Origin of the sequence: Acinetobacter harbinensis, from assembly GCF_000816495.1 — a bacterium.
Taxonomy (GTDB): domain Bacteria; phylum Pseudomonadota; class Gammaproteobacteria; order Pseudomonadales; family Moraxellaceae; genus Acinetobacter; species Acinetobacter harbinensis.
Genome location: NZ_JXBK01000001.1, coordinates 1,750,063 through 1,774,935 on the forward strand (window position 1 = coordinate 1,750,063; position 24,873 = coordinate 1,774,935).

General features: G+C 41.3%; 30 protein-coding genes. All 30 read right to left on the reverse strand.

Annotation, left to right across the window (positions count from 1 at the left end; translation table 11 throughout):
- Nucleotides 1-16: 16 nt before the first annotated feature.
- Entirely contained in the window at nucleotides 17-313 is a 297-nt protein-coding gene (locus tag SE27_RS08130; protein WP_039622448.1) for a hypothetical protein, read from the reverse strand.
- Nucleotides 310-1,602 (reverse strand): hypothetical protein, encoded by a 1,293-nt coding sequence (locus tag SE27_RS08135; RefSeq protein WP_039622449.1) that lies wholly within the window; start codon nucleotides 1,600-1,602, stop codon nucleotides 310-312. The genes SE27_RS08130 and SE27_RS08135 overlap by 4 nt, the downstream gene beginning before the upstream one ends.
- Before the next feature lie 53 nt (nucleotides 1,603-1,655).
- Nucleotides 1,656-3,272 carry a hypothetical protein gene (locus tag SE27_RS08140; protein WP_039622450.1) on the reverse strand — a complete coding sequence of 539 codons (1,617 nt, stop codon included), beginning with the start codon at nucleotides 3,270-3,272 and terminating at the stop codon, nucleotides 1,656-1,658.
- Between the two features lie 5 nt (nucleotides 3,273-3,277).
- Nucleotides 3,278-5,242, reverse strand: coding sequence for a hypothetical protein (locus tag SE27_RS08145; protein WP_039622452.1), 1,965 nt, complete (start codon nucleotides 5,240-5,242; stop codon nucleotides 3,278-3,280).
- Complete coding sequence (locus SE27_RS08150; protein WP_039622455.1) at nucleotides 5,232-5,648, reverse strand: hypothetical protein; 417 nt, start codon at nucleotides 5,646-5,648, stop codon at nucleotides 5,232-5,234. The genes SE27_RS08145 and SE27_RS08150 overlap by 11 nt, the downstream gene beginning before the upstream one ends.
- Complete coding sequence (locus SE27_RS08155) at nucleotides 5,648-9,394, reverse strand: tape measure protein (protein WP_052251718.1); 3,747 nt, start codon at nucleotides 9,392-9,394, stop codon at nucleotides 5,648-5,650. Before SE27_RS08155 ends, SE27_RS08150 begins: the two co-directional genes overlap by 1 nt.
- Before the next feature lie 67 nt (nucleotides 9,395-9,461).
- The gene (locus SE27_RS08160) at nucleotides 9,462-10,049 is read right to left on the reverse strand and encodes a hypothetical protein (protein ID WP_039622457.1); all 588 of its coding nucleotides are present in this window, start codon (nucleotides 10,047-10,049) and stop codon (nucleotides 9,462-9,464) included.
- Nucleotides 10,042-10,449, reverse strand: a complete 408-nt coding sequence (locus SE27_RS08165; protein ID WP_227504632.1) for a Pmp3 family protein — start codon at nucleotides 10,447-10,449, stop codon at nucleotides 10,042-10,044. The genes SE27_RS08160 and SE27_RS08165 overlap by 8 nt, the downstream gene beginning before the upstream one ends.
- Before the next feature lie 2 nt (nucleotides 10,450-10,451).
- Nucleotides 10,452-10,733 carry a hypothetical protein gene (locus SE27_RS08170; RefSeq protein ID WP_039622461.1) on the reverse strand — a complete coding sequence of 94 codons (282 nt, stop codon included), beginning with the start codon at nucleotides 10,731-10,733 and terminating at the stop codon, nucleotides 10,452-10,454.
- Nucleotides 10,734-10,794: 61 nt separating this feature from the next.
- Nucleotides 10,795-11,382, reverse strand: coding sequence for a hypothetical protein (locus SE27_RS08175; RefSeq protein WP_039622462.1), 588 nt, complete (start codon nucleotides 11,380-11,382; stop codon nucleotides 10,795-10,797).
- A gap of 40 nt (nucleotides 11,383-11,422) precedes the next feature.
- Nucleotides 11,423-11,674: a hypothetical protein gene (locus SE27_RS08180; protein WP_039622463.1), complete on the reverse strand. Its 252-nt coding sequence runs from the start codon at nucleotides 11,672-11,674 to the stop codon at nucleotides 11,423-11,425.
- A complete protein-coding gene (locus tag SE27_RS08185) occupies nucleotides 11,664-12,206 on the reverse strand; it encodes an antA/AntB antirepressor family protein (protein ID WP_039622464.1) in 543 nt (180 codons plus the stop codon). Before SE27_RS08185 ends, SE27_RS08180 begins: the two co-directional genes overlap by 11 nt.
- 266 nt (nucleotides 12,207-12,472) lie before the next feature.
- Nucleotides 12,473-13,225, reverse strand: a complete 753-nt coding sequence (locus SE27_RS08190; protein ID WP_039622466.1) for a phage tail tube protein — start codon at nucleotides 13,223-13,225, stop codon at nucleotides 12,473-12,475.
- 3 nt (nucleotides 13,226-13,228) lie between these two features.
- The gene (locus SE27_RS13980) at nucleotides 13,229-13,399 is read right to left on the reverse strand and encodes a hypothetical protein (protein WP_171160675.1); all 171 of its coding nucleotides are present in this window, start codon (nucleotides 13,397-13,399) and stop codon (nucleotides 13,229-13,231) included.
- 1 nt (nucleotide 13,400) lies between these two features.
- A complete protein-coding gene (locus SE27_RS08195) occupies nucleotides 13,401-13,841 on the reverse strand; it encodes a phage tail terminator protein (RefSeq protein ID WP_039622468.1) in 441 nt (146 codons plus the stop codon).
- Entirely contained in the window at nucleotides 13,822-14,346 is a 525-nt protein-coding gene (locus tag SE27_RS08200) for a phage virion morphogenesis protein (RefSeq protein WP_039622469.1), read from the reverse strand. Before SE27_RS08200 ends, SE27_RS08195 begins: the two co-directional genes overlap by 20 nt.
- A 2-nt stretch (nucleotides 14,347-14,348) precedes the next feature.
- A complete protein-coding gene (locus tag SE27_RS08205; RefSeq protein ID WP_039622471.1) occupies nucleotides 14,349-14,783 on the reverse strand; it encodes a gp436 family protein in 435 nt (144 codons plus the stop codon).
- Between the two features lie 7 nt (nucleotides 14,784-14,790).
- The gene (locus SE27_RS08210; protein ID WP_039622473.1) at nucleotides 14,791-15,084 is read right to left on the reverse strand and encodes a hypothetical protein; all 294 of its coding nucleotides are present in this window, start codon (nucleotides 15,082-15,084) and stop codon (nucleotides 14,791-14,793) included.
- A gap of 10 nt (nucleotides 15,085-15,094) precedes the next feature.
- Nucleotides 15,095-16,174: a major capsid protein gene (locus tag SE27_RS08215; protein ID WP_039622475.1), complete on the reverse strand. Its 1,080-nt coding sequence runs from the start codon at nucleotides 16,172-16,174 to the stop codon at nucleotides 15,095-15,097.
- A 4-nt stretch (nucleotides 16,175-16,178) separates the two neighbouring features.
- Nucleotides 16,179-16,559, reverse strand: a complete 381-nt coding sequence (locus SE27_RS08220) for a hypothetical protein (RefSeq protein ID WP_039622476.1) — start codon at nucleotides 16,557-16,559, stop codon at nucleotides 16,179-16,181.
- A 3-nt stretch (nucleotides 16,560-16,562) separates the two neighbouring features.
- The gene (locus tag SE27_RS08225) at nucleotides 16,563-17,510 is read right to left on the reverse strand and encodes a hypothetical protein (protein WP_039622478.1); all 948 of its coding nucleotides are present in this window, start codon (nucleotides 17,508-17,510) and stop codon (nucleotides 16,563-16,565) included.
- Nucleotides 17,511-17,564: 54 nt separating this feature from the next.
- Nucleotides 17,565-18,830, reverse strand: coding sequence for a phage head morphogenesis protein (locus tag SE27_RS08230; RefSeq protein ID WP_039622480.1), 1,266 nt, complete (start codon nucleotides 18,828-18,830; stop codon nucleotides 17,565-17,567).
- Nucleotides 18,827-19,039 carry a hypothetical protein gene (locus SE27_RS08235; RefSeq protein WP_039622482.1) on the reverse strand — a complete coding sequence of 71 codons (213 nt, stop codon included), beginning with the start codon at nucleotides 19,037-19,039 and terminating at the stop codon, nucleotides 18,827-18,829. The genes SE27_RS08230 and SE27_RS08235 overlap by 4 nt, the downstream gene beginning before the upstream one ends.
- 2 nt (nucleotides 19,040-19,041) lie before the next feature.
- Entirely contained in the window at nucleotides 19,042-20,490 is a 1,449-nt protein-coding gene (locus SE27_RS08240; protein ID WP_039622484.1) for a phage portal protein family protein, read from the reverse strand.
- Nucleotides 20,491-20,534: 44 nt separating this feature from the next.
- Nucleotides 20,535-21,818, reverse strand: a complete 1,284-nt coding sequence (locus SE27_RS08245; RefSeq protein ID WP_039622486.1) for a PBSX family phage terminase large subunit — start codon at nucleotides 21,816-21,818, stop codon at nucleotides 20,535-20,537.
- Nucleotides 21,790-22,248 carry a DUF2280 domain-containing protein gene (locus SE27_RS08250; protein WP_039622488.1) on the reverse strand — a complete coding sequence of 153 codons (459 nt, stop codon included), beginning with the start codon at nucleotides 22,246-22,248 and terminating at the stop codon, nucleotides 21,790-21,792. Before SE27_RS08250 ends, SE27_RS08245 begins: the two co-directional genes overlap by 29 nt.
- A gap of 57 nt (nucleotides 22,249-22,305) precedes the next feature.
- Nucleotides 22,306-22,947, reverse strand: coding sequence for a putative metallopeptidase (locus tag SE27_RS08255; RefSeq protein WP_039622489.1), 642 nt, complete (start codon nucleotides 22,945-22,947; stop codon nucleotides 22,306-22,308).
- On the reverse strand, nucleotides 22,916-23,383 hold the full coding sequence (locus SE27_RS08260; protein ID WP_039622490.1) for a hypothetical protein: 468 nt from the start codon (nucleotides 23,381-23,383) through the stop codon (nucleotides 22,916-22,918). Before SE27_RS08260 ends, SE27_RS08255 begins: the two co-directional genes overlap by 32 nt.
- A 55-nt stretch (nucleotides 23,384-23,438) precedes the next feature.
- Nucleotides 23,439-23,666, reverse strand: a complete 228-nt coding sequence (locus SE27_RS08265; RefSeq protein ID WP_039622491.1) for a hypothetical protein — start codon at nucleotides 23,664-23,666, stop codon at nucleotides 23,439-23,441.
- A gap of 689 nt (nucleotides 23,667-24,355) precedes the next feature.
- A complete protein-coding gene (locus SE27_RS13985; RefSeq protein WP_171160677.1) occupies nucleotides 24,356-24,529 on the reverse strand; it encodes a hypothetical protein in 174 nt (57 codons plus the stop codon).
- Between the last annotated feature and the right edge of the window lie 344 nt (nucleotides 24,530-24,873).

Here is a 24,873-nt window from a genome sequence, read left to right on the forward strand (position 1 = left end):
TTGACTGAAGTTTTACTCATTTTGGCACCACGTTATCCTGAATGACTGCGTTGAATTGCTGTTTTTTATCAAAAGCAACAATGAAAGTTTTTAAGTCTGTATTTAGCCCTAAAAATTGATAATCACCATTTTTATCAGGTTTTCTAACTAGAATCGGTTGTAAATTAGCTTTGTTATAAAGTACTAGAGTTGCATCTTTATATTGCTGCCCCAGTTTTTTCACTGATCCTGCCACTTTTGCAGCTACAGGACCAACATTGATGTTCTGAAGCACATTTGGTGATGGTCTAGCTTTTCGAGAACAAGGTTTCATTCAAGCTCTCCGAGATAAAAGTAAAAACCACCGACAACTTTTATGGTCCCATCTTTTGTGTATGCAGCATCGGACACATACATTGAAGCATCAGCCATACTTGCAGTTATAACCGTTTTCGATGGGACCGCATTACAAGCAAAATGTATATGTTTTAGTGTTCCTCGCAAGAATTTCTCTTGATCATAAAATGGGATTTCTAACGCACCTAACAAATTTGAGTAGTCATTAGCAAAACCTGACTTATAGCTCGGTAAAAGCGGGGTTGAAAAAACATGTGTTGACAGTCGTGTAGTTAAGTTATATCTAGGGGTATAAAATTTACTCATTAACTCTGCCTGCATTAGCGGTGTTACGCCATCTCCGTAATCAGTGTAGAAGGTATCAGATGCTTTTGATCCCCAAATATTACTGAGCAAAAACCATGGCGGAATAACAGATGAATCTAAAGCAGAGTTGTGTATGCCACACCCATAAACTCTTTTATTCCCTTGGACAGATGTGGATGTTGAAGATAGCAAATAAAAAGCATCTGACGACCCACACAACGTAAACGCTTTATTTCCCACTACTGATGCTTGAGAGTCACTGATTTGTACACCTGATTCAAAACCTGAAGACTGTGCCCAGTACCACCTGCTCCAACCTCGCACTACGCCTGTACCCGTTCCAGTTATTTTCCAATTCTTAGCAGGATCAACAGGATCAAATGGCAATTGCAACACATCAGGGTTTTCATAGTCATCAATATGATCCATGTGCTCAAGCAACCCTACCATGGCATATTTGGCATAGGTTGGTGTATATACACCTGTTGTGCCATCTGGACTTGTCAGACTTTCATCTACACGAATAAACGGATGCTGTGCCGTTGGATTTTTGGCACGATAAACACGTTTTACGTCGTTTGTATCACGAAAAATAATGTCATAGCCAAGCGAGGCTAACTTTCCAGAGCCAATTGTGGCGATACTTGCTTCAACAATTGTGGTATGCGGTTTTAAAATCAGCTCGGTTGCACTTGGTACACCTTTGATACGATATTTTTGATTTATTGAGGCGGGTGCAAAACCTGATAGCTCAACTACCTGAAACAGCATGGCATTGTGTGCTGCATATAGTGTGATATGCACATCACCTTGTGCGTCTATTGACGCTGCCGTGATTTGCGTAAAATCAACGCCCGTCACCAGAGCTTTATCAAGCAAGCGAATTAAATCACCCCAGTTATTTCCCAGAGTTAAGCCATTTAAGTGGCTAAAGTATTGAACATCTACGTCTGTCGCCATTTTTATTCACTCATAAAAAAGACCGCATTAAGCGGCCATATTTGATTTAATTTTTAAACCACGCGGTCAATGTCACCACGCAACATAATCTGGAATTGATCCGATAAAACTGTTGGCTCTGACTGCTTCACTGTGCGAATCACCCACACTGGATAGGTTGCAGCAATTGTATTAAATCGCAGTACGTTTCCGCTTGCCCAACCGCTACCCCAGCCTTCTTTCTTCACTTTAAAGTATGGAACACCTGTTACTGGATTAATCGGTGCAAAATCTGTATTTACAGTGCCTGTGCCGATTTGACCTGAATACTCGCCTACACAACGGAAATCTGTTGTGCTCGTGAATACCAAAGCCCAGCGCTCTTGAATATTGCCGTTATTTGTCACCGCAATTGGATAAAGCGCATCATTGTAATTCGCTGAAATCGCACCACCAACAGCTTCGTCTGCCCACAAGTTGTTCCACGTTGGCTGTACAAATTTTCGTGTATAACGCGCCTGCATGTCATTAATGACTAAAGCAGATCCGACAATTGAATTTTCAGCATCGTAATTGTGCGTCACCGGTTTAGTAAAAGTGAGCTGACCATTGATTTGCACATCACGAATCAAAAGCATGTCTTGATAACGATATTTAGCAGTCAGTGGTAGAACTAGAGTATTCAATGCAAAGTCACCGTTTAAAGTAAATTTACCGTAGTCATAATCCACAACATACATGCTGTACGGAACTTTGGTGCCAGCACTATCTTCAAGTTCAAGCCATGAAATGCGCTGATCTGCCAAACTATAGGTTTTGCCTGAAGTGCTATCTGGTAGTTCAAATGCCTTGCTTGCACTAATAACACCAATGCCACCCACTCGAAAAATAGGCACACGCCCATCAATCGGTAGGCGAGTAGCAGACAATCCGAGAATTTCAGAATCAAGCGGAATATAAGTGTAAGCAATCGCGTTATAGCGAACAGATGAAGCATCCACCCACACTGGCACATTAATCCACACCGTATTTCCAAAATCAGTGTACTCAAGCAATGGGTCGTACCATGGCTCGTTCAGTATCCATGGATTGTCAGCTTTCTTGGTCTTTTTGTAGAAGTAGATGTCTACGAATCCAGTGTCGTAATTAACTGTTCCGTGTGCATAATCTGTTTCAACTTTACCAAACTCATCAAAAGTCAGCGTTAAATTACCATGGTCCAGTGATGCCACAACAACAGTAATTGACTGCGGTCGAACCGGAATAAGCGGTGTTCTAAAGCTTATATGATTGATCGGCGGTAAATCTGTGGTTGTTGCTAATGAGCGCAGCAACAGTGTGTTATCAACATTCGGTGTCCAGCTTGTCAGCTCAACTGCACCAGTTCCATAGCGCACAGTGCCTGATGCAATCCCACTATTATTTGCAGGATCAACATTTCGATATAGTGTGCCACCTCGATCAACAAAAGTATCATTGCCGAGTCTAAAGCGCACCGAGCCTGCAAGGATCTGCTCATCAAAACCTTCAGTTAAATCAAAGTTAAGATTGGTGGTGGTTACGGTCTTGCTATCACTGCCGCTGCTCGCTGTGTCTCGATAACCCACAACCACAGTGGCCGCATTAAATGCTTTTAGCGTACTTGTGACTGCAGTGTATCCTGATGTTTGCGGTGAATAAAAACTACCCATAGTGGTTATCCTGCTGTATATAGTGCAAATGGCGTGTATTTTGCTTGGTATGTGGTCAGCTCCAAAGTCGGTGTAACTTCACACGCACCAGTGGCATATGCAATCGTACCCATTTGTACACCAAACTGATTGACCAGCTTTCCGTTCGTGCTGTCTACCGGCTCGTCATGCAGCGTGACTGTACCACCTGTAGTTGCTCCAACCTCTCTATTGACCGGTATATCCAAAGTCACGCTATTTGGCTCAATTGCAGCACCAGTACCGATGGTAAAGTTTAGCTTTTGAGTGCCATCAGGTGATCCACTATTAACTGTTTGCGTCTTGGGTGTACCATAAGTATAGGTGATTGTAAAAACAGTGCTTTGCTGCGGTAACTTCGCTGGAATAATCCGGCCTTTGCCGATATTGCGTCTCAAATATCCCGTGGCATCACCGGTAAATTGCCCTGCACTATTGAGTGTTGCGGTTTTAGCAACCCCTTCAAGCATCCAAGTCACCGTTGCTGTGGCAATACCATTATGAAATAGTGTGAAGTCAACGCCTGCCGGTGCTACTGCCAAGCCACTACGCACGAATGTGGTAATCGGTGTACCCCACAAAAGCAAAATAGGCGTATCCACATCAGGTAAAGCACCGGTAGTCAATAACCATGATCCAGTTTCATAGTTAATTCGGCCCGAGCCAAATGAAGCGCTTGATCCTTTTAACTGTCCTGAGCCATCATCTTTTAATTCGTAGAACTTGCCTTGTGACATGTACGAAATTGAGAGGCTTCCAGGTGCAGGTGTCGGCACCAATACACCAGTCCAGTTGGTGCTCTGATTGTTTTGCGTCACCGGCACAGCATAAGATTGATAATACTGATTCGGTGCAGCAGCTGGCTTAAATGTAATACTTAAAGTCGTTGCGCCAGTCGTTGCAGCACTGGTCCACTGAATCAATCCTTTTTGATAATTAACCGTGCCAATTTGCGTGCCGCTTGAGGTTTTAAGCAGCCCACCTTGATCAGTCACCGCTTGGCCAAAAAGCAAAAATGATAAGCTTGACGGCATTACACCTGAGCCCAAATATAGGTTTTGAGACGTGCTCACAGTAGTGGGAACCGATACGGTTATTGCAGCATCATTGCCTGCAACAAGTACCACGCTTTCACCCGCAGCATTCACATCAATAATCGGTGTTTCGGTCTGGGCAGAGGGGATAATCTGGCTAAAAATATCTTTAGCATTTACAGTGTACTCACCAACTTTAGCTTCGGTTTTTAAGCCCACACTGCCGTAGTAATTACCTGTATCTGCAACAATCGTATCTCGAATAATTGATACTGATTTATCCCCGTTGTACCACTGCTTTGCAGACAAGCCGACAAAATCAACACTGAGCGGATCATTGATCGTATAAGTGGCAATCTTATATTCAACTGGCTTGCCATCCACAACTATGATTGCTGTACGTGTTTCAACTTTCGTGATGCGAATATATTGCTCACGCTCTAATGGTTTACCTTCATTTGAGATAAGTACAATCGTATCACCGACCGAACTTTCTGTTTCGGTTGGAAACATGGCCACTTGTACAGACTTCATGCCTTGCCAGTGCGTATCAAGCGGCGTTCCGGCAATCTGACCACCTTTTGCTAGATAGTTTTCCACACGATTTTTTGCAGCTTGACGCTCATCTGTCCATGATTTAGTACTAAAAATAAGGGCTGAAACATTTGGATCAACAGGATTTTCAGAGATAAAAACTGTGGCACCCATCAGCTTGTCAGTATCATTTGTGGTGACTGCAGGAAAGATTTTACGCATAGATACATCGCCCATGGTGCGATCCATTTCGGCAATATCATCAAACAGATTATTACTCTGTCCATCCACAATGACTTGGCCATTATATTTACCGCCACCATCACTGGTATCTGTTAAGCGCTCTGATTTATAGAGCACCAGATTATTTGTTTCAATTGCCATTCTCTAGCTCCGTAAAACGCATGGTGACGTTGTAATAATCATCTTCTGAAATGGTTGGTATACCTTTGACTGGCTTAGCCTCTAAAGCGCCTGCTTCGTGATTAAAAATCACCTTGAAGTGCCGATTGTCATGTGGGTATTCAAATTGAAGTTCAAAAGCTTCTTGAAGTGCTGACCACGCCAAAAGCTTTCTTAAGTCGCGTCGCTTAATCCATCCCATTGCGGTATCAGCCGGCTGTAGATTGATTGAACGACCAGATTTCTTTTTGCCTTCCTGAATAATTGCAGTGCCATCAATTGCGCGTTCTAATTTCTGCTCAATCGGCTTCCATTCAAATTCGTCAGACCATAAAAAGCCGTCTTCTAATGAGACGGCTTCGGATGTTGATTTTCGGATCAGTTTCATTACATCCCCTTTTTAAGTGTTTCTAACTGACGCATCATTTTGTCCAATGGATCCTGATCTGATTCATCACCGTACAAAGTAACTGCCTGTCCACCAATATTGATGTTGTAGGCAACGCTTTTAGAGGCGGGAGTGGTTGTATTACTTACGATAGGCTTATTCATCTGTGGCGCAAGACTATTCACATCAACCGGTTTTGATGACGGGCCACTTGATGTAAGAGTATTGCCACTAACTTGACGCAATAATTCATTGATTTTGTTTGTGCCCCATTGGGTGGTTAAGCCCTTAGATGAGGCACTATCAAACTCTTGTTTAATCAATGCATCCATTGCTGGATTGCCACTGGCAACCGTGTCATTTCTTGCACTACGATCCGCTTCTAAACCCTTAGACCAAATTGAACCGGCTAATCTCTCCGCCTCTTTATCATCATAGCCCTTACTTTTAAGTTGAGAAATCACATCGGTTTTGCTGTAAGAATTGTATTCATAAATACCTTTCTTCAATGCTTCGCCTTGACGTTTCATTTCAGCTTTAAATTTTTCACTTGAAGCCTGTGCAGCCTCAACTGTTTTATCCCATTCAGACTTGACGCTTTGAGCTTCTTCACGGGCGACTTGGCCAGCACCACGATAGCCATCACCGATTTTCTCAGCAGAGTTTTTAACGCGATCGTTGGCGCTGGTTAGCTCATCCATTGATTTAACTGAGGCTTTGCCAGTCTTATCCACTTGGACCTCTAATCCCAAGGAGGCAGCTTTAGATTGAGTTGCAGCAATAACAGCAACATCACCCGATGCGGCGGCAGCTTGCATGGCTCGCTCATAGGCTTGCTTAATACCTTCGGCTGTCGCTTGACCACTGGCTTGAACAGTATTGAAGTCCGCTAATGCGGATTGAGCAGCAAGTTTAAGCTGCTCCTTGGTTTTAATACCAAGACGCTCAAAAGCTTGCTCGACTGGATCTAAATCAGCGGGCAACTTTAGAATAACTTGCCGGAGAGCCAACATCCCCATCTCAACCTGTTTGGTTGAAATCTGCCCTGTTTTGCCAAACTCTTGCAACTTAAACATTGCAACATCGACTTCATTCTGGCTTTTTGCTGTTTCAAGCCACTTTAACCATGCTTGATAAACTGCATTACCTGCTTCCTTTCCTTTAAAGCCGAGTGCCTCAACGCCATTCGCGAAATCACTTATCGTTTTTGAGCTGTTATTAAATGACTCTGTTATGCCATTTTCCAGCTCATAAAGATCAAGTTTTAAAGTTGCTGCAGCCTTTCGAGCCTTGTCAGTGGCATTGCTTTGACCCTCAGTAGCCTTAGCGCCATCATTCATAGAATTAACAATTGCTTTGCCAGCAGAATCAAACTCAAGCTTTAATCCTTGAGCTGCAAGCGTAGTCTGCAGTGTTTTCTGGGTAGCTACATCCGCTGCCTTTTGAGTACCATCTGCTGCTGTAAGTTGAGCATTAACCCAATCTTGAGCGGCTTTAATCTTATCATCCGTGATTTTTTTGCTTTCAGCTTGATAAGCCTTTTCTTTTGCATCAAGCTGAGCAAGACCATTTATGGCTGCATCAATAGCCGATTGATCACCTGCTTTGCGTGCATCCTGTAGCTGTTGGTTGAGTTGAATGCGCTCATCACTAATGGCCTTATAGTCAGCCTTGTGCTTTTCTTCTTGGGCTTTTAATTGATCAAGGGTTTTTTGAGAGTCAGCTACCCTTTCCTGATTGGCTTCTTCTTCTGTTTGAGTGATATCTTTAATGGCTTCACGGGTAGCAGACTTGCTTTCCAAAGCCAGACGTTTCGCTTCGGATGTATTCTTTTCAGCCTGTCTAAATAATGCATCCGAAGCATTCTGAGCTTGCGCAGCAAGATCATCAAAACCTAAGAAATCAAGTACAGCTGCACTTAATGAATAAATACCGCCTGAAATAAATTGAATTCCAGCTAGAAGCAATTTAAGCGCAATATTTAGACCTGTTGCTGCATCTGAAACTATACCTAGAGCAATTTTAAAAACATTAAATAGTGTCGTTAAGCCGCTTACCCCCTCTTTACCATTTAGAATCGCATTAAATAAAGGCGCAATAGCATCCAAAGTTGATGTAAAAGCACTCCATGCAGTTTCGGCAATTCCGGCAAGACTAGATATTACTGTTTTAATTGTGTCGTACACAGCAGATAAAGTGCTTCTAATGGACTCAATAGTGGATGGGTCAATCTCAGATAGCTTGTCTTGAAACCAACCAACGCCTTCCGCAACATCATCAAAGAATACTTTTAAAATACCTAGATTATCTGCAATCACTGATAAAGCATTTGCTACGGTTGCGCTCGCCCCATTCGCCCTATCCATTTCGCCAATAAGAATCTGCCATGATGTGGCAATCTTCTGCAATGCATTACTAACTGTAAGCGGGAAATTGTCATAAGTTTGCTGAACAGCGTCTTTTTGACTTAATAAGGCCTTATAGACTCGCTCCGCACTCAGTTCACCATTCTCGGCCATTTTGCGGAGTTCACCAGTGGTTACACCAAGGCCTTTTGCGAGTGCCTCCGCAACACCGTAGCCATTTTCCATGATCGAATTGAATTCTTCACCACGCAGCACTCCACCCTGCATTGCTTGAATAAGTTGGGTAATTGCAGCTTCGCTAGATTGTGCCGAACCACCACTGGTTTGAATAGCCTGATTAATGGTTTGGGTTAAATCAAGCGTATTTTGTTGGGTCATCCCCATTTCTTTACCGACTGTATTTAGTCGGGTAAATAAATCACCTGTAGCATCTAAACCTGTGTTTGTCGCCAAAGCAACCCGATGAACGCCGGCCATCGCAGACGTGAAGTCACCACCATCTTTGGTTGCAATATTAATTCGAGCAGATAGATTTGTGTAGCTATCAGCAGCGTCTGCTAACTCACGCACCCCAAGACCTAGACCGAGTGCAGCCATCGCACCAGCAAGCGCACTCACAGCAAACTTGGTGCCGTCAGCACCTCTCCTTAGGCCATCAAAACCTCTACCTGTTTCATTAACAGCAGTATTGGATGCATCCCTAAATCCATCTAACGCGGTGCGCGTCTGATCAACACCTTGTTCAAGCTCTCTAATGCGGTTTCTTGCATTTTGAATATCCTCGGGAGTGGCGTTTGTTGCTGATAAGCGATTTAGCTCAAGACGTGCATCTCTTAGGTCTTTTTCATACTGTTCAATTTGGGCTGTTGCCCTACCAGTCATTTCTTCTAATTGTCTTCTTGTGTGGGTGGCGCTATTTCCGTTTGCATCAATGCTGCGGCGGGCGCTATCAAGCTCCGTAACAAGAGAAGATACATCTTCTTGGAATTGACTTGGAACAGGCGGAGTTTGTGTTGCTGCGGCAGCCGCATCTCTGTATGCATCTACAGCAGAACTAGCCTGATTAATTCCTTGTTCAAGCTCATGCACCCTATTTCTTGCATTTTCGATATCTTGAGGGGTGGCATTTGTTGCCGCAAGACGATTCAATTCTAATTGAGCAACGCGTAGCTCGCCATTCATTTGATTAATTGCTGCTTGGCCATGTGCGGCCATTTGCTCTAAATTTTCAGCATTAATATCTGAGGCATCACTAACTCCCGCCAATGCTCTAGTAGCATCGTAAAAACTTTGAACGAGTTGCGATGTGCTGGTTCTTATGTCATCCAGCCCGCGAGTATTGGCTCTCAGGTTTAGTAAAAAGTCTAAATTTCCAGCCATATGCTTTTCTCCGGGCAATAAAAAACCCGCTTAATTGCGGGTAGGATTTAGATATTAAAAAAGCACCCTAGGGTGCTTTCAAATTACGCTTTTCAAGTTGTTGATCATTCAGTAAACTTAGGTCACACCTGCATCCGCTCCGCACATTAAGCCAGTGCTGCTCAGCAATAGCCATAAATGACATATCAACATCAAAAACTTTGTTATATAAATCTAAGCAATCTTGATGAGAATGATTATCTGAAAGCGCACCCCAAACAAAATACCCGCCATTGGGCTGCTCTAATGTACTACTCAGAACTGAAAAGAAACTCTCTCTTAATGCAAACCAGACTCGATAATATGTATCAGTAGCATACAATTCAGGATCGCATCCATATTCAGTTGGAGCTATCTGCTTGAGCTTATCAACAACCAATTCATAAATATTAATATCTTTTTTTGCTTTCAAAGATTTTTCCAAAAACTCCAAAAACTCCAGCTTATTCAAACCATTCTTTTCGTAAGACTTGAAGAAAGACCAATCACTCATTTTTTTTGTAATATGCGACGCATCATCGGGTGAGAATTCTTGAGCAATCCACTGTGAAATAGGCAGGTAATTAAGTCCATCTATTCTGCATTCGCTTGTGAAGCCATAAAAATTATCAATCACCCACGACACTCCCACAATGCTTACATTTACGAGCATCAAACCTAATCAATTCGCGACAGTCAGGGCAATGCTTTTGCTCAACATTGTTTTCATCAAACTGTACCTGTTTGCCAGCATTGTGAGAAAAAACATCATTTGAAACCAGTTTGGTTTTCCCTGCTATATGCATTGGTTTCTCTTGGCTAATGGTGGGCTGTTGTATTTGTCTGGGTTTGGGTATGTAAAGTTTTACATGACTACTACCACAAGCACTACAGACACCACCACCTGATCTATTCAAAAGCCAGTACAGAATTCCAACTGGGAAAAAAATAAGAAGAAGGGCAATTGTTACAAAGGTGCTTCCTTTCTTCTTGGTTGCGCCTACATGTCCGCAAGCCACACATTCAACTGTACTCATTCTCATCGCTCCCAATTAATACTATAAACAGCGCCATCGGCGATCGTGATTTCGTATTTCAGGTTATTGAGCGTATACCGATAAGTGGTTGCTTTATGTGGCCAACCATTGCGGTCATGAATAATGTGATTGTATGAAGATTCAGGATTTCCAAGAACATCAATCATCTTGCTATAAGAATGACCACGCTCTACGAAGCCATAACTACCCCGAACAGATTCAGCACTTACCGCATAAACCGATGAACACATTGCCAACATTGACGCTAAAATGATTTTTTTCATGATCTTGCACTCTTTATTTTTACAAAGAGTATCTGATCATTTGGTAAAAGTCATTAAAATATTAAGGCTTTAATTCATCCATAAACTTTTTAAAATCATTTGCATCTGCATGCTGCGCTGATCGAATGGCCACCGTCAAATACTGTAATTTACTTCGATAATCTTTGGTTGCGGCCTTTAAATATCGCTCATATGCACCGTAGGTCATATTCATAATATCTTGGTGTTGGTGACCAGCACTGACCAAAAATTGAAATGAATCGAACCATGTGGAGTCGCTCACCACTTCCTTCTTTTGCCCCATTTTGGGCTTTTCAGGCTGAGGCTTAAAATATGCCTGATTTACAGTAAGCACAGCCTTTAATATATTCAAAAATTTTACTTCTGATTCTTTTGCTTGAGATAGAAGTTTCTCTGAATCTAAGTCAGTCACCATGTTGCAGATCGTGAGCACAGCTATAGTATGATCCTTAAATAAAGCCGTTAAAATCTCATCTGAATAATCTTTATCTTTTAAAAAAGCTTTTACTGGCTCGGCATGTGACAACCAGAGATCAAAGTCCTTCATTTGAACTTGTCGTACATCGACTGAAGCATCTAGAAATGCTGTACTAATACTGCGATTATTTGCTATGAAAAAATCATTCATGATGGAACCCTAAAAAGCCACCCGAAGGTGGCGCAGATTATTAGCTTTGCGTCACACCCTGTATGCCTTTGCATAATTTCGAGATGCTTTCGGCATGTAGTGTGATATGTCGATGGTTTGGCTTGGTTCGCTCAATATCAATAGCTATTAGCATTGCTGCACGCAGGTTTTCTGCTGGATCTACACTTTCAAAAATGTAAGTGTCGTTATGAATAACAATATCAGCATAACCATCTTCTTCTGTACTTGGCCTGCACTCCACCACAATGTACTCAGGAATATTATTTTTCATTGTCTTTGTCCTGATCAAAATCTAAGGATGGTTGTGCCTCTTTAATCAGTTCATCTAATTCTTTAAGCATGGCTGGTTTGGTTTGTTTGCCTTCTACAGACAAAAACCGCCCTGCTTCTGACAAACATTGTGTAATCAGTTCAATTTGTGCTGAAAGCTTACCAATGCGTACCTGTAGCCCATCTTTAAGTTGACGTGCCAGTTCTTCTTGCTCGATATAATATTTACGAATCTCATGCCCTTTTTCATTGCGCTCCATCATCCCAAGATGCTTGGTCATGTCTACAGAAATGAAGTATTCAGTCACCCATTGACCAGTTTTTGAAAGCTCGTTTTTTTTAACGACCTTAGTAAAGTCGTAATCTTCTTCAAACCCACATTGCGATATACGTTTTTTAATCCAGTGTGAAAATTCAGTCTTCACTTCGAGCATTCTATGTAGGTCACGAGCATTCACACCGAGCTGAACTTTCCCATTTAATTCAACTTCGATAAATGGGGTTTGACTTTCAATTTTTACGATTGCATTCATTGATACGCTCCGACTACTCATTAAAAAAGAAACACTGGCAAGAAGATGCAATGAATAGTCGAAACGACCATCTTCTTTTCGAACCGTCGCTCTAGCCAGTGGGTTGCCTGAAATCAGGCATAAAAAAACCGCCCAATAAGGACGGTTTAATTAAGTGGTGGGTAGATCCCTTTCATTTCTATTAATCACTTAACAAAAATGAAAAGAATCTAAAAAGCAGGCACAAAAAAGACGCTTATGCGCCATCGTGTACCTGCTGTATTGTGTTATTCGGTATCGGAGATAGTCACCATGCGGCCAAATAAGCCTAGCGCTGGATCTGTACCATTTTCAATTTTAGACAAGCATTCACCTGAAATTTTATAAGAACCAAAGTCCTCATGAATCAGTGGAAATTCAGTCTTTGGATCTTTTTTGGTACGCCATAACTTAACTTCAATACTTTCATTATTGACAGTATTGATGCCTTGGAACGTCAATTCGTATTCGGCTGTTTCACTATCGTTAATTGAAACGATACTTGCCTTACCAGTTTTAAATGCAGCTTTTAACGGCATTTCAAGCCCTGCAACATCATTAAAGATGATGGTGCCGAATTTAGCATCGAGTTTGTACTTTGATGCGGCAACAGTGATTGGTAATGCTGTGCTGTCAGTAATTACAACATCGGTGACATTGAATCCACCAAGGGAAACAGCTTGACCTGCCACCACCGTACCTAAATTGCGATCTGGAACGGTAGCGGATGCAATTGCTGTGGACTTACCATCGATAATATACGGCAAAGTGTTTTCATCAATTTCCTCAAGCTCACCTTCAAACATTACTGAGCGTGTTTTGGTCATGGTGAAATCTGTAGTGCGCTGACCCGACATTGATTCAGTGTGCTTAATTACATCAGCATCGGTTGAGATTTTGAAGTCTGGCGCATTGCCGACCGGAAATGATGCACCAACCACACCATTCACAATCTTCGCCAACATGATTTTTCCCTGTAAGGAAATAAGATTTGTGGCCATATTTTAGGCTTCCTTTTTTGTTTGTGGTTTGGTTACCGCAGTAGCTGCCGGCTCAACTTCAGCAATCACCTTGTTTTCAAGTAATCGTTCAATTTCATGTGCGGGTAAATCGCCAATAAAGTCACCCTTTTTAAAGCGCCCTACTGGCTCTAAAGCCTTATATAATTTGCTCATATCAATAAGCCCTCATGACTTGTGATTCAAATAGGAATGGGAAGTAAGCAGAGCCTGACAATGAGCCAACCTTCACGCCCGCTTCAACACGTTTCAATGGTCGATAGTGTTTAAGATTTGGATTAAAGCCTTGCAGTGCAGATAACAATGCACAAATGAGTGGATCTGCTTTTTGTCGAATAGACATAGTTTCATCAGATTGAGCACTGGCATCATTCACAACCAAAACAACAAGCCACTGCTGAAAAATTTCAGTAATCTTCCCGCTGCTGCCTGTTTCACCCACTCGATCACCGACATAGATAATACCCACACCGTTATCATTAACCGGTAGATCAAAAAGATCATCTACTGAAAATGGCGTAAAGACATCCTCAATGGCAGTAATTGTTTTAATTTGCGCCTCTAAAACCGGCTCAAGTTCAAAGTACTGGCTTTGCATCTTTTAATGCCTTCTCTAAATATTCTTCAATTGCAAACAAGACCTCTTGCGAATCATCTACAGACATACCGAGATAAGGTCTTGGTTTAATCGTGACCGATTTCACTCGAACCCATCCGCCAGTCGGTGTTTTAAATGTCAGGTATTTGCCATTTTTTGGTTTAATTGTTCCACCAAAGTGCATCAGTGGCGCATATATCACATTGGTACCGACAACGACTCGCTTACCACCAATAATCTGATACTTGATAGAGTTATAAAGCCGCGAAGTATCCCGAAGCGTTGTACCGCTCCCCATCTTTCCGCTTTGCATATTTGCCCGCCATGACTTCTGCCATGGTTTATCGTCAACACCGATGCCAGAATTGATTCGCTCTTTTGTATTTGATTCAAGGATCGAACCAATCTCATGTAATAGCTCAGTAGAGTCTTTTGTTTCTTTTAAAACTCGATTAAGCCATTGAGTAATCTTTTCTTGGCCATGAAACTGGATTGAGTCAGCCATGGTTAAATGCTCGGCATGTCATCAAGTTTTGCATTAGAAAAAACACCGCCGGTATATGTGGTGCCGAGCGGTGCGCTTGCTTTCGCTTTTTTAGGTTTCGTTACTTCTTGAGTGTCAATATTCTTAACCAGAAGCGTTGCTTTCCCATCCGCCACACGCTTTAAAAAACTAATAGCATCTTCATATCGCTGTCGAACTTGTTCCGATGCTTTGGAGCGCCACAACAAGAAACGTGCAATATCGCAGATATAGATTTTTAAATTCTTGGGAGGGGAAGCAAGAGGCACATCGTAGACCACCCCAATATAACCATCGGCTATATCAGAGGCATCTTCAATGTAGGAATCAACCGACTCTGCGCCAGTTAAGCCCTTTTCTAATTGAGTCATTTCACCCAAGCCGTAACGCAAAACCATATCATCGCGGTTTGCGTACATGAGTCACCTACTCTTTAGTTGCACCAGCTTTCTTTGTATCTGCAGTAAGCTTTTTCAAAGCAGCTTCAGATGTAGTTAAAGCTTTTTCAAGTTCAGCCACCTGAGTTTTAAGTTCTGTATTAACTTTTTCAAGCTCAGCCAAACGTGCTGCTGTACCATCTTCTTTATGTGCTTCCGGCGCTTGATACTCTTCAATAGCCCCAGATGCTAAAAGGGCTTGAATACGATCCGCATCAAGCCCTTTAATTTCTTCACCTGGCATAAAATGCCCGATGGATTGCTTTGCAATATACTTTGGCATCTAAGCCTCCTTATAGGGTGATAAAGCCAGTGCCGCAGATTACGCCATTTTTATTTGATGGCAGAACCAGTGGAGCGGATTCAGTCATCAACATAACGCCGCTCGGATCTTCGCAGTACCACTGGCGATCAAAGTATTGAGCAACTGTGCCATTTGCAAGCATGTTTTTAATCTTACAGTGAGCAACCGAGCCTTGCGTATCAGAAACCAATGAGAAGAAATCTTTAGGAATAAAGCGCTTCACAGTACCGCCATGACGATATGTCGCGTCATAGACCCAAAGCTCAATATCTTCCATGTAGCCTTTAAATGTAGCGGTCTGGCTAATACCAAGGCTTGGTTTATAAGGAACTGCGATACCAGCATAAGGTTTGACAAAAACCTCTTGGAATTCTGCATTATTTGATAATGCGGCCCATACAGCACCAGACATGATTGCCATTTTCGCTTCACCACCATCGGCAGCGATTTGGCGCTCTTTCATTGTTTTAATATCTGTAACTGGTTTTGCACCAGCGCTATTCCATGTGGTTGCTGGTGTATATGTTAATGATGCGTCACGCTGATAATCCACAAGATTGTAGCCGTAATCATCAGATTCTAAGATGTATTTACCATTTTTCAGTAAATCAACCGCCATCATGAGCACAGAGTTATCAATCGCATCATGGTTGCGCTTCATGATAGCGATCTGAGAAATAATCATTTTATCTTGATCTGATAATTGCTGATTACCGGTAGAGATAATACGTGCAGTACGTAGACGCTCAATCAGCACAATATCAAACGTATCTGCCGGTGTGACCTGATTTTTAGGCTTATAGTAAGCCGGTTTAATAAAATTAACTTCAGCAGACTGCGTGCTATCAAACGGCTTGCCGGGCTGTTGTGGTGAAACAAGTGGTGCAAGGTCTTGCTCAACTGATAATTCCGCAACAGGAACCTCATCACGTGCAAACATTGGGCGATTTGGATAGAGTTTATCTAAAAGCCAAGTATCCATTGGCTTATAGTTTGAATGAACAAGTGCAAGCTCACCCACATCAAGCAATTCAAGTGGTGCACCATTAATCTCAAAAGATTGAGCCATGTTTTTATACCTTCACTTTAGATAATTCAATATTGTTAAGAGTGGCTTTAGCACGCACAGCATCATATTTAGATGTAGCAAGTAAAACCCCGTTTAAAGAAACCGCTTCGACACTAAAAACACCACCGAAATACACTGGAATTTCTATCCCGTTCGATGCTTTGCGTGTTGCTTCAGCAATAGACACATCCTGCCCACAAATAACATTCCAAGTTGATTCATCAACAGCATGAGTAAGGACGTTTGCAGCAGACAATACCAGTAAATCACCTTGCTTATAGGCTGTAGCTGTGGTGACTTTTGCATTAGCGCGACGCAACTTTTCGTTATCTAAATTAAGTTTGCGATACGTGTGTGTGATTGTTGGAATAATGGTTTTACCCATGATTTAAGCCCCTTTATTTTGATCTGCAAAGGCTTGTGCGCCTGCAGTAAATTGATGTTGATTACCACTTGGCTGCTGATCACCTTGTCCACCAGTTGCCTGATGTTTGAATAAGTGCTCGAATGCCGGATTTGCACCTGGTGTTTTTTGCTCTAGTGGCACTGAAAACTGACGTAATTGCGAGGCCATAAAGCCAAACGACGTATCATCTAAAGCACTAAATTTCGTTTTATCTTCAGCACTAAACTCTTTTTTGAGTTCAGCTTCTAAAGTCTTGATTTCAGCTTCACGCTTGTCTGCGGCAAACTGTTTATTTTCTGCTTCAAGCTCAGAGTTTTTGGTCTCAAGCTCTTTGATTTTGGCGTTAGCCTGCTCTAATTCGGTCACGTCGGTGTCCTCTGGTTGATTAAAGTTTCTTGGAGAGTGACTGGCCGCCACTGCATTGGTATTTGAATCTGCACCTAAGGCGCAAAAGGACACTTCACGAATACGACCGCCACGGAATACCGTGATTGGGCCTTGATGAATTTTCCCGTTCACACTCACGGATGCATCTGCCTGAATATCTTCAACAGACGATGGTTCAATGCGTACTGACATCTGCCACGGAAAGCCATCATCAGAATCTTGGGCAACTTGAGCGCCAAATTCATTACTCATTAAGTCGCCTTGGACTTGTAAGCCGTTTTGGTGATCGATGCTGTGTGTATTGATTGCTCCTGCACGCTGTCGTGATGAATGTTCTAGTAGTGCAGGAATACGCCCATTGATCTGCATTGAATCCAAGTCAAAAACAACTCGATCCCAATACCAATGTTCAGTAATCACTTCGCCGCTATAGGCCACACCTGAAAAAGTACGTTTAGTTTTGCCGTCTGCTTCAGCATCAACACTTAGCTGTCCAAGTTGAAAACAATACTGATTCGGCTTATTTTCCTCGTCTTTTGGCATTTTCATGCTCCATAAAAAAACCACCAATTAAGGTGGTCATAAACTCAGTTCAGATTAATACAAACTAAATAACGTACTGTTGGCTATAAACAAGCGCGTAGCAAGCTCATTGGTCTTTCTCAGTACTATTTCACTGTCAGACAGACTAACGACCTCTAAATTCAAATTAGGCGCTAATAACGCACCATCTAAGCCGCTGATCTTAGATAGATCCAAAGCCTGACCATTCATATCTAAGATGGTGATGTTCTTCCCTGCACTTTCAGCAGTTCTGAATAATGTTGGTGTTTGAATCCCAATCACATTTCCTTTTTGAAGGTTAAGAGAATCAAAGCCTTTGAGGTTATTCCCTGTAAGCTTATTTTTTAGATTCTTGGCAATGGACATAAGGGAATTAAAAGAACTTAGCATCCAGCCGATGATTGATTTAGATTGACTGTCATTCTTCGCCACAGACGTTTTAAATAAATCCGTTAAAGATTGCTCATCATCTTTGATTAACTCAGTCAGCATGCGAATAGCACTTGGCTCTACATCCTTATTTTTCTCAATCACCCGATCCACAATTGAATCAAGATTACTTCGAGACTGCTCAGACATTGGCTCAAACGCTTTGATGATTTCTTTATTCGCCTGTTGTGACACCAAAGCCTTGCTATGTATTTCACTTAACTCACGTGCAAGCGGCGTATTAGCCAGTAATGCTTCATCGATCTTTTCTTGAAGCACATCATTTAAATGCTTACCATAATTAGCCGGACTAGTTGCCCAACCTTTATCAGGCTGTACACCGGGCAATTCATCATCGATAGTCACGCCTAATCTTTTCGCCTGCGCTTCAGTTAATGCATCCACGCCGCACCGACACATATAGCCATTTGGTGGATAGTATGAATACCAAAACGAATCATCAATATGGCGAATGATATTATTCAAAGCCAAGTGACTTGGACGAACACGACTATCAGTTAAGGATGAATATCTTAAATAGGGTCGATTGGCTTTATTCTCTTGCTGTTGTGTCCAGATGCCGTGTGCATAAGCGCTCTGGACATTAGTGCGAAAGATATTATCAAGATGATGCGGGCTTAGCTCAATGCCTTCAGCTTTAACCTTCTTCTTAAAGTCTTGAAGGGTCGATCCACTCTCAACGGCCTTATTTGCAAGATTAATAACAGTTCGGATCTGATCGAGTGATGCCAAGTAACTGACTGTTGTGGCGTACTGTCTTGCATTCAAATCCAATAAATAGAATTCTTCAGGCAGCATTACTTTTTTATCGCGTGCATAGCGTAAAGCATCTGTATAACTGATCGTCATATTGCACCACACACAAAATGCTTCACCGCTAAACCAATAAGAAAACCAAGTAAAAACACAAACCAAATACGCGCATAAAACGGTGGAATATATCTAAACTCATTGCAATCAGTTGGTAAAAAAAGTGGCGGTGGCTCTACAAAATCAGGCTTTGCTTCAATCGCTTTATTTAAAAGATTATTTAAATCTGTATTGTCGATTTTACCCATAGCTACTTACTCCGCTGCACATACCCCACAACATCAAATAAGTACAAAGCTCTTGCCATGGTGGCAGTGAACTTTTCAACAGACTCACCAGACATCAAGCTGTAAAGCCTTGCCTGCAAGTCATTCACATCAGATGCCGACTCCACAACTTCAAGCAGCTCAGTTTCTGAGAATAGTTGCTTATCAATTTTAGTAATGCCCTCATCGACTTCACGTTGATTTGCATCCAAGCCCTGCATATCAGCTTTAAAACTAAATGCATGCTTCGGTAGTGCTGAGAATTGCATCTGATTTAATGCAGGAGCTTCTTTTAAATCCCCATCTTGTAAGCCATATTCACGCTGAAAGTATTGATTAGAAAGCTCCGCGCCTGCGCTTTTCAAGTCAACATCACGCTGAGCCTGATCTTTATTTAATGATTTACCATCACCAATAATAACTTTATGGCGCTGCCAACCATTTAGATCGCACAACGCATTCACCACAGCCTGAACCGTTGGTGTGATTAAACGAATATCAGATTTAAGTTTATCTTTACGCACATTCTCATGCACTTCACCTAAAGCACGAGAACCACCACCATCATTGCCACTGGTGAGTGTTTGGCCCAATACAACTTTTTGAATTTGCTTCATCAAGATGCTATTAAATACTTCAAATGATGAGCCAGCAGAGCCGTTCTTATCCCCACTTAGAATCTGAACATCATCATCAGCATCAATTGAAATAACTGACTGAGCATGAGCTGACAGCAATGCACTGTTCATTGCCGCAATATCGCTATCATCGCCATCTTTGACTTTACCCAACAGGATCGGCGTACCAAAGCGCTCAAGCTGTTTAGCCCAAAACTTGAATCCATTCTGCTTAAAGAAGAATAACCAATACAAAATAGCCAGTAACGGCTTTCCGTATGGTTTTTTAAATGTAGCTTTACGACGCGTTAAGAAAAACTTAAAGCTTTGATCAACAATTTGATCGAACCCAGTTGAATCTGGCCGATAAATTAAGCGACCATCACTTTTAGGCTCGAACCACTCCATTGGCTTCTCACCGATCCACTCAATCCCAATGCGGTTATCTTTTTGCATGTAAATCGCTTCTTGCACTGAATAACCATAAAGCAAGGCATTCTGTGCAGACGTAGCAATCTCTACGAACCACTCCTCAAGCTCTAACCGTAATAGTTGAGCCTCTTTGGTATCGTTCGGTTCAATGCGATATGGAGTAGCCAGCAATGCATCTAATCGCGTTTCAGTCGCTTGGGCAATTTCATCATCATCTAATAAAACCTCTAATCGATGACGAGCAATACCGGCCTTACGCAATGTTTCGTCCAGATCAGGCAAGCGACTTAGAGTTGTAGCGAACTGCGATACCGCTTCATGCGTAGTTAATGATCCGGCTGACAAAGCCTTACTACGAACTTTGTCCTTTTTAGGCTTTGCCATAATTAAATCCTAGACTAAAAAAAACCGCAATTTATGCGGCTATGTTATTGAGCAAATGTTCTTGAGCCGGCACCAGCTGGATTGGCTCGTTTCCTTCCCTTTGATGCCTTTTCTAATGCATATCGTAGTGAGTCAATATAGTGGTTAAAGGCATCAATAATAATCGGCAGAACCTCATCGGTTATTCTGTCTTTTTTATATGAGTAGTTTTTAAACTCATTTAATGTTTCTTTGCAGCGAGTATGAATATAGACACGCTTAAATGATCTAATAAATGCTATTCCATCCTCAACCGAACCTTTGCCTTTCTCACACGCTCTGATTCTCTTTAAGCCCTTACGACTTAAATGACTTATTGACTCTGGCCTCGCGTTATCTGCATAAATGGGATATAGCCCAATATCTGGAATTAGCTTAGATAAAAACTCCACAGTATCATCAAGCTCTAAGCCCACTGCGCCTGCGTCATATTCAATCCATAGGCAATCATCATAAATCCATGATCTTGTTGCGGCAGTTGGATCTTGGCTAAATCCAAAATCCAACCCTTGATATGGACCATCCCATTTTTGCGGATCAGGCACAAAGTCCATAACTTCATATTTATTTCTAAATATCTGCGCTTCAGACAACTCAAGATAATCACCTTCCCATATCCAGCGATATGTTTCATCGTCTAGATTGGCTTTATCTTGCCTACGCTCAATTTCTAAAACCTCTGGAAACCAAGGATTGTCAGAGTAATTCATCTCTACGCCAACACCAATTAATTCACCGGTCAGGTCATCAAATATTTGATCATGACGAAAGCGTCTGCTTGTTGCACTATCGCGCCTTTCAGGATTCCATGTAATCCAAACCTCTGAGTTATCTTCACGCACAGTTGGTAGTAATTTACGCCAAGCAAGCTCTGAAACATCTTCAGCCTCATCAACCCAACAAAGCAAAATACGCGCTTTAGATTTAATGCTGTTTAGGTTATGCCGTAGACCAGCAAAGCCATAACTGACTCTTTTGTTTTTGGTACGTATATAACTTTCACCAATATCATAATAATTATTCAGAAATGGTGTGGACTGTATCGCCTGCTTGATTTCTTCCATTGAAGATTCAGAAAGCGTGTTCATGAATTCACGCGCACCGAGGATCATTCCACTGATTTGAGCCTCTGCAAAGATATAACCCTTGATAGCAGTCATAAGTGCAAATGATCGAGTCTTGGCAGATCCACGACCACCCCATGATGATCTATAGCGCACACCGGACTCGCTAAATAGCGGAATTAATTTAGGTGGTAGTTCAATTTGCACCTTCTGCTGTTTTGACATTGGGTGCCACCAGTTCAATTAAAGTAGGCTTAACATTGTTAATTGATTCACCATTCGTTGTGACATCATGCTTGGTCACACGCCCATCTGTTTCTTGAAAGGCTTGTTTCAATAGGTTTTGTTTTGCTCGTTTATTTTTCCCAGAATCTTCATACATTTTCTGAAGCTCATTCAAACGAAAGGCCTTATTAGCTATCGCAATATCCTCAACGTTCTCACGGAAGTCTTGACGAGTACGCTCAAATAAGTCCTTTAATTTTTTACTTAGATTGCGTCCAGCAAATTTTGTTGGGTCGTAATTTTCACATTGCCTACGATCAATCTCGATGCCAAATCTTTGCATGACAGCATCAGCCACTTGTTGAGGTGTTTCAAAGCATGCAAGAGACTGAACTATAAACATTTTTACAGGCTCTTTAAGTGCTGCCATAAAATCACCTTTGTCATGCTACGTCATGCAAGATAGGCAAAAAAAGAGCCACTCGGCTCAATTAATCACACAATTCCCACAACACGCAGCAATATTAGTTTCTGATACAAATGGGGCATTCTTGGCTATTTCCAAAAGCCGTTTGACTGACTCATCTGCACCCCACCGTTTTGTCTCACCAAAGAACACTTCGACATCATGGCCAGCCAAGTAATGCTTAGGCAGACCGGTCATATCGCTATAGATGATTTCCCCATCCTCATCACGCTCTACACCGATATGATAAAGCTCATGCTCAATCAAACGACAAAATTCACGGTCAGTCGTATTTTCACAATAACTAGCATCGATTGTGATTAGGTAAATTGGTATATATCCGAACCAGTCTCTCATCTGTTGTTCTTGGCGTGCTTTCTTCCATCCACCTTGGTTGAACATTACCTTTTCACATTGACCCAATACCATGCGTTTTTTAGCCACAGCAGCCGATGATGCCCAAGCGAATGCCAGTACTGTTTCATCATCATGCAGTAGTTCAGAAATATGATCATGATCAGGGTTGTGAAGCTCACCACCCAAGGTTAGAAAGTTTTTAACTACCCATTCTTTTAGATCTACAGCGGGGGCCAATAGAATTGCTTCTTGTTCTTCAGCCCGATCAATTAAATCAGTCGGTGGAAATGGTCTGATCTGTTCCATTAAATATGTGCCCTTTTAAACTCTTAAGCCACTGTGACGCTAAGTGGGACTTTATTTGTAATGGCCCTAAGTCAATATCTTTAAATGATGGAGCTGATTCTAACCGCACAACTGTAAAACCCATTGCCTCGGCATCATCGTAACGACCCAAGCTCCAAGCTTTGTTTTTAAGTTTACCCGAGCGCCCACCAGACCATGGTCCACCTGATATTTCCACAAGTATTCGATGTTCTATTAGGTGGAAGTCAAACCGCCAATGTTTTGTAGATTTGAAATGGAATTGTTTTTCGTATTTGATTCCAAAAATATTCAACGCATGCTCAAAATTTTCTTCAGCTTCTAAATATGCATCTTTTGCTTTGGGTAAAGGTCTAGTGCGAGGTTTTGTTTTAATTGGCTTCTTATTGGTCAAGGCTTTGTATTTATCGATGTCCATAAATAGTACCCATTAAAAAAGCCACTAATTAGCGGCTTTTTCTTTAACATTTGAACTAGATTGAATATATTTTTTTATTCTTAGGGTGATGGAAGCAATTATTTAAAGTCAATTTAATAACCTGCCCATCTACAATTACAGTATCTGAAGGTTGATATATATATCCACCAATAGCTAAAGCCAAACTATCAGCAGCTTGGGGCTCGTAAAGTCTATCCACTACTACTTGGTCGCCATCAACATTAAAAGCGGAAACTTTTTCAAGTCTATAGTTGATAACCATATACACCTCTACTTGTTTGAGACTAAAAATATTAAAGCGCAAATATGTTTCAACAGTATGAAAGCCGCATCAAGCTTAAAATTACACCTTACTTATTTAAAATGGCTTAAACCTATTAAAATATTTTATATCTTATTTATTAGATTTTCTGCAATTAATAATGATACCAATTTCATTCATCTGGGTATCACAAGGATGGAATCGAAATAATTGCAACAGAAATGTAAACATTTTAACTTCCTTATGATCTAGTTTTTTTAAATAATTATCTTAATCATGAGATATCGCATCCCAATTATCCGATAAATTTTGCTTATTTAGTTATTTAACGATTATTAATTTGGCTTAAACTCAGCTCAGCTTCCGAAATAAGATTTTGAATACGCTCTGTCTTCTGCCTTTTTGACTCACTCCATACAACAATCATCAATAGCAAAAAACTTATAATAAATACGATGACAAGTAGCGTTAATTTATTATTTCTCATGTCGTTAACTATTTTAGTTGTAAACAGAAATCCAACAATATATTTTTAATTTCATGTTTTCAATAGTCAAATATAACAAACAGTAAAAAATTTATTTTAAGTAGGAGGGCTATTGTCAAATAACTCAACCTCTCTAGCACAATTACGACGCGCTTTGATTTCTTTATTCTTGGCCGTGTAAAGTCTTACCAGTCTCTTAGCATCACGCATGGAGCATATTGCGCAGATTGTTAATGCGCTCTTTATATCGAATCATCACAGCATCAATTGCCTTCAACTCAGCATCTCTTAACCCTGAGCGACTTAAATTTTGATACTTCGCAAGTTCATCACAACAGAACTGCAAATCCTTTTTAGCTTGTACATGATCTGTCATGGTCACCACCAATAAGGTTATTTTTTAATCAATTTAGTTATAAAAACCATGATTTATTTCTGCAAAAATAAAAGCCCCATCAACATCTAGAATGCGACAGGGCCTTATGTGCCGTAATACGTCCGGCTATTTTTAATCCTCTTTACCGCATTTACGGCATACACGGTAGTCGCCATACTTGGGATCAAAACCATATTCATAAATATGAATGCAGAATAAGCGCTTTATAAATATGAACATCTAGCTAATGTCCTCTGATTGTAGATTTAAAAAGCATCGAATTCGATGTACTTAAATTTTGGATAAAAAAAGCTCGCATCTTGGGGAAGGTGCGAGCTATAAAA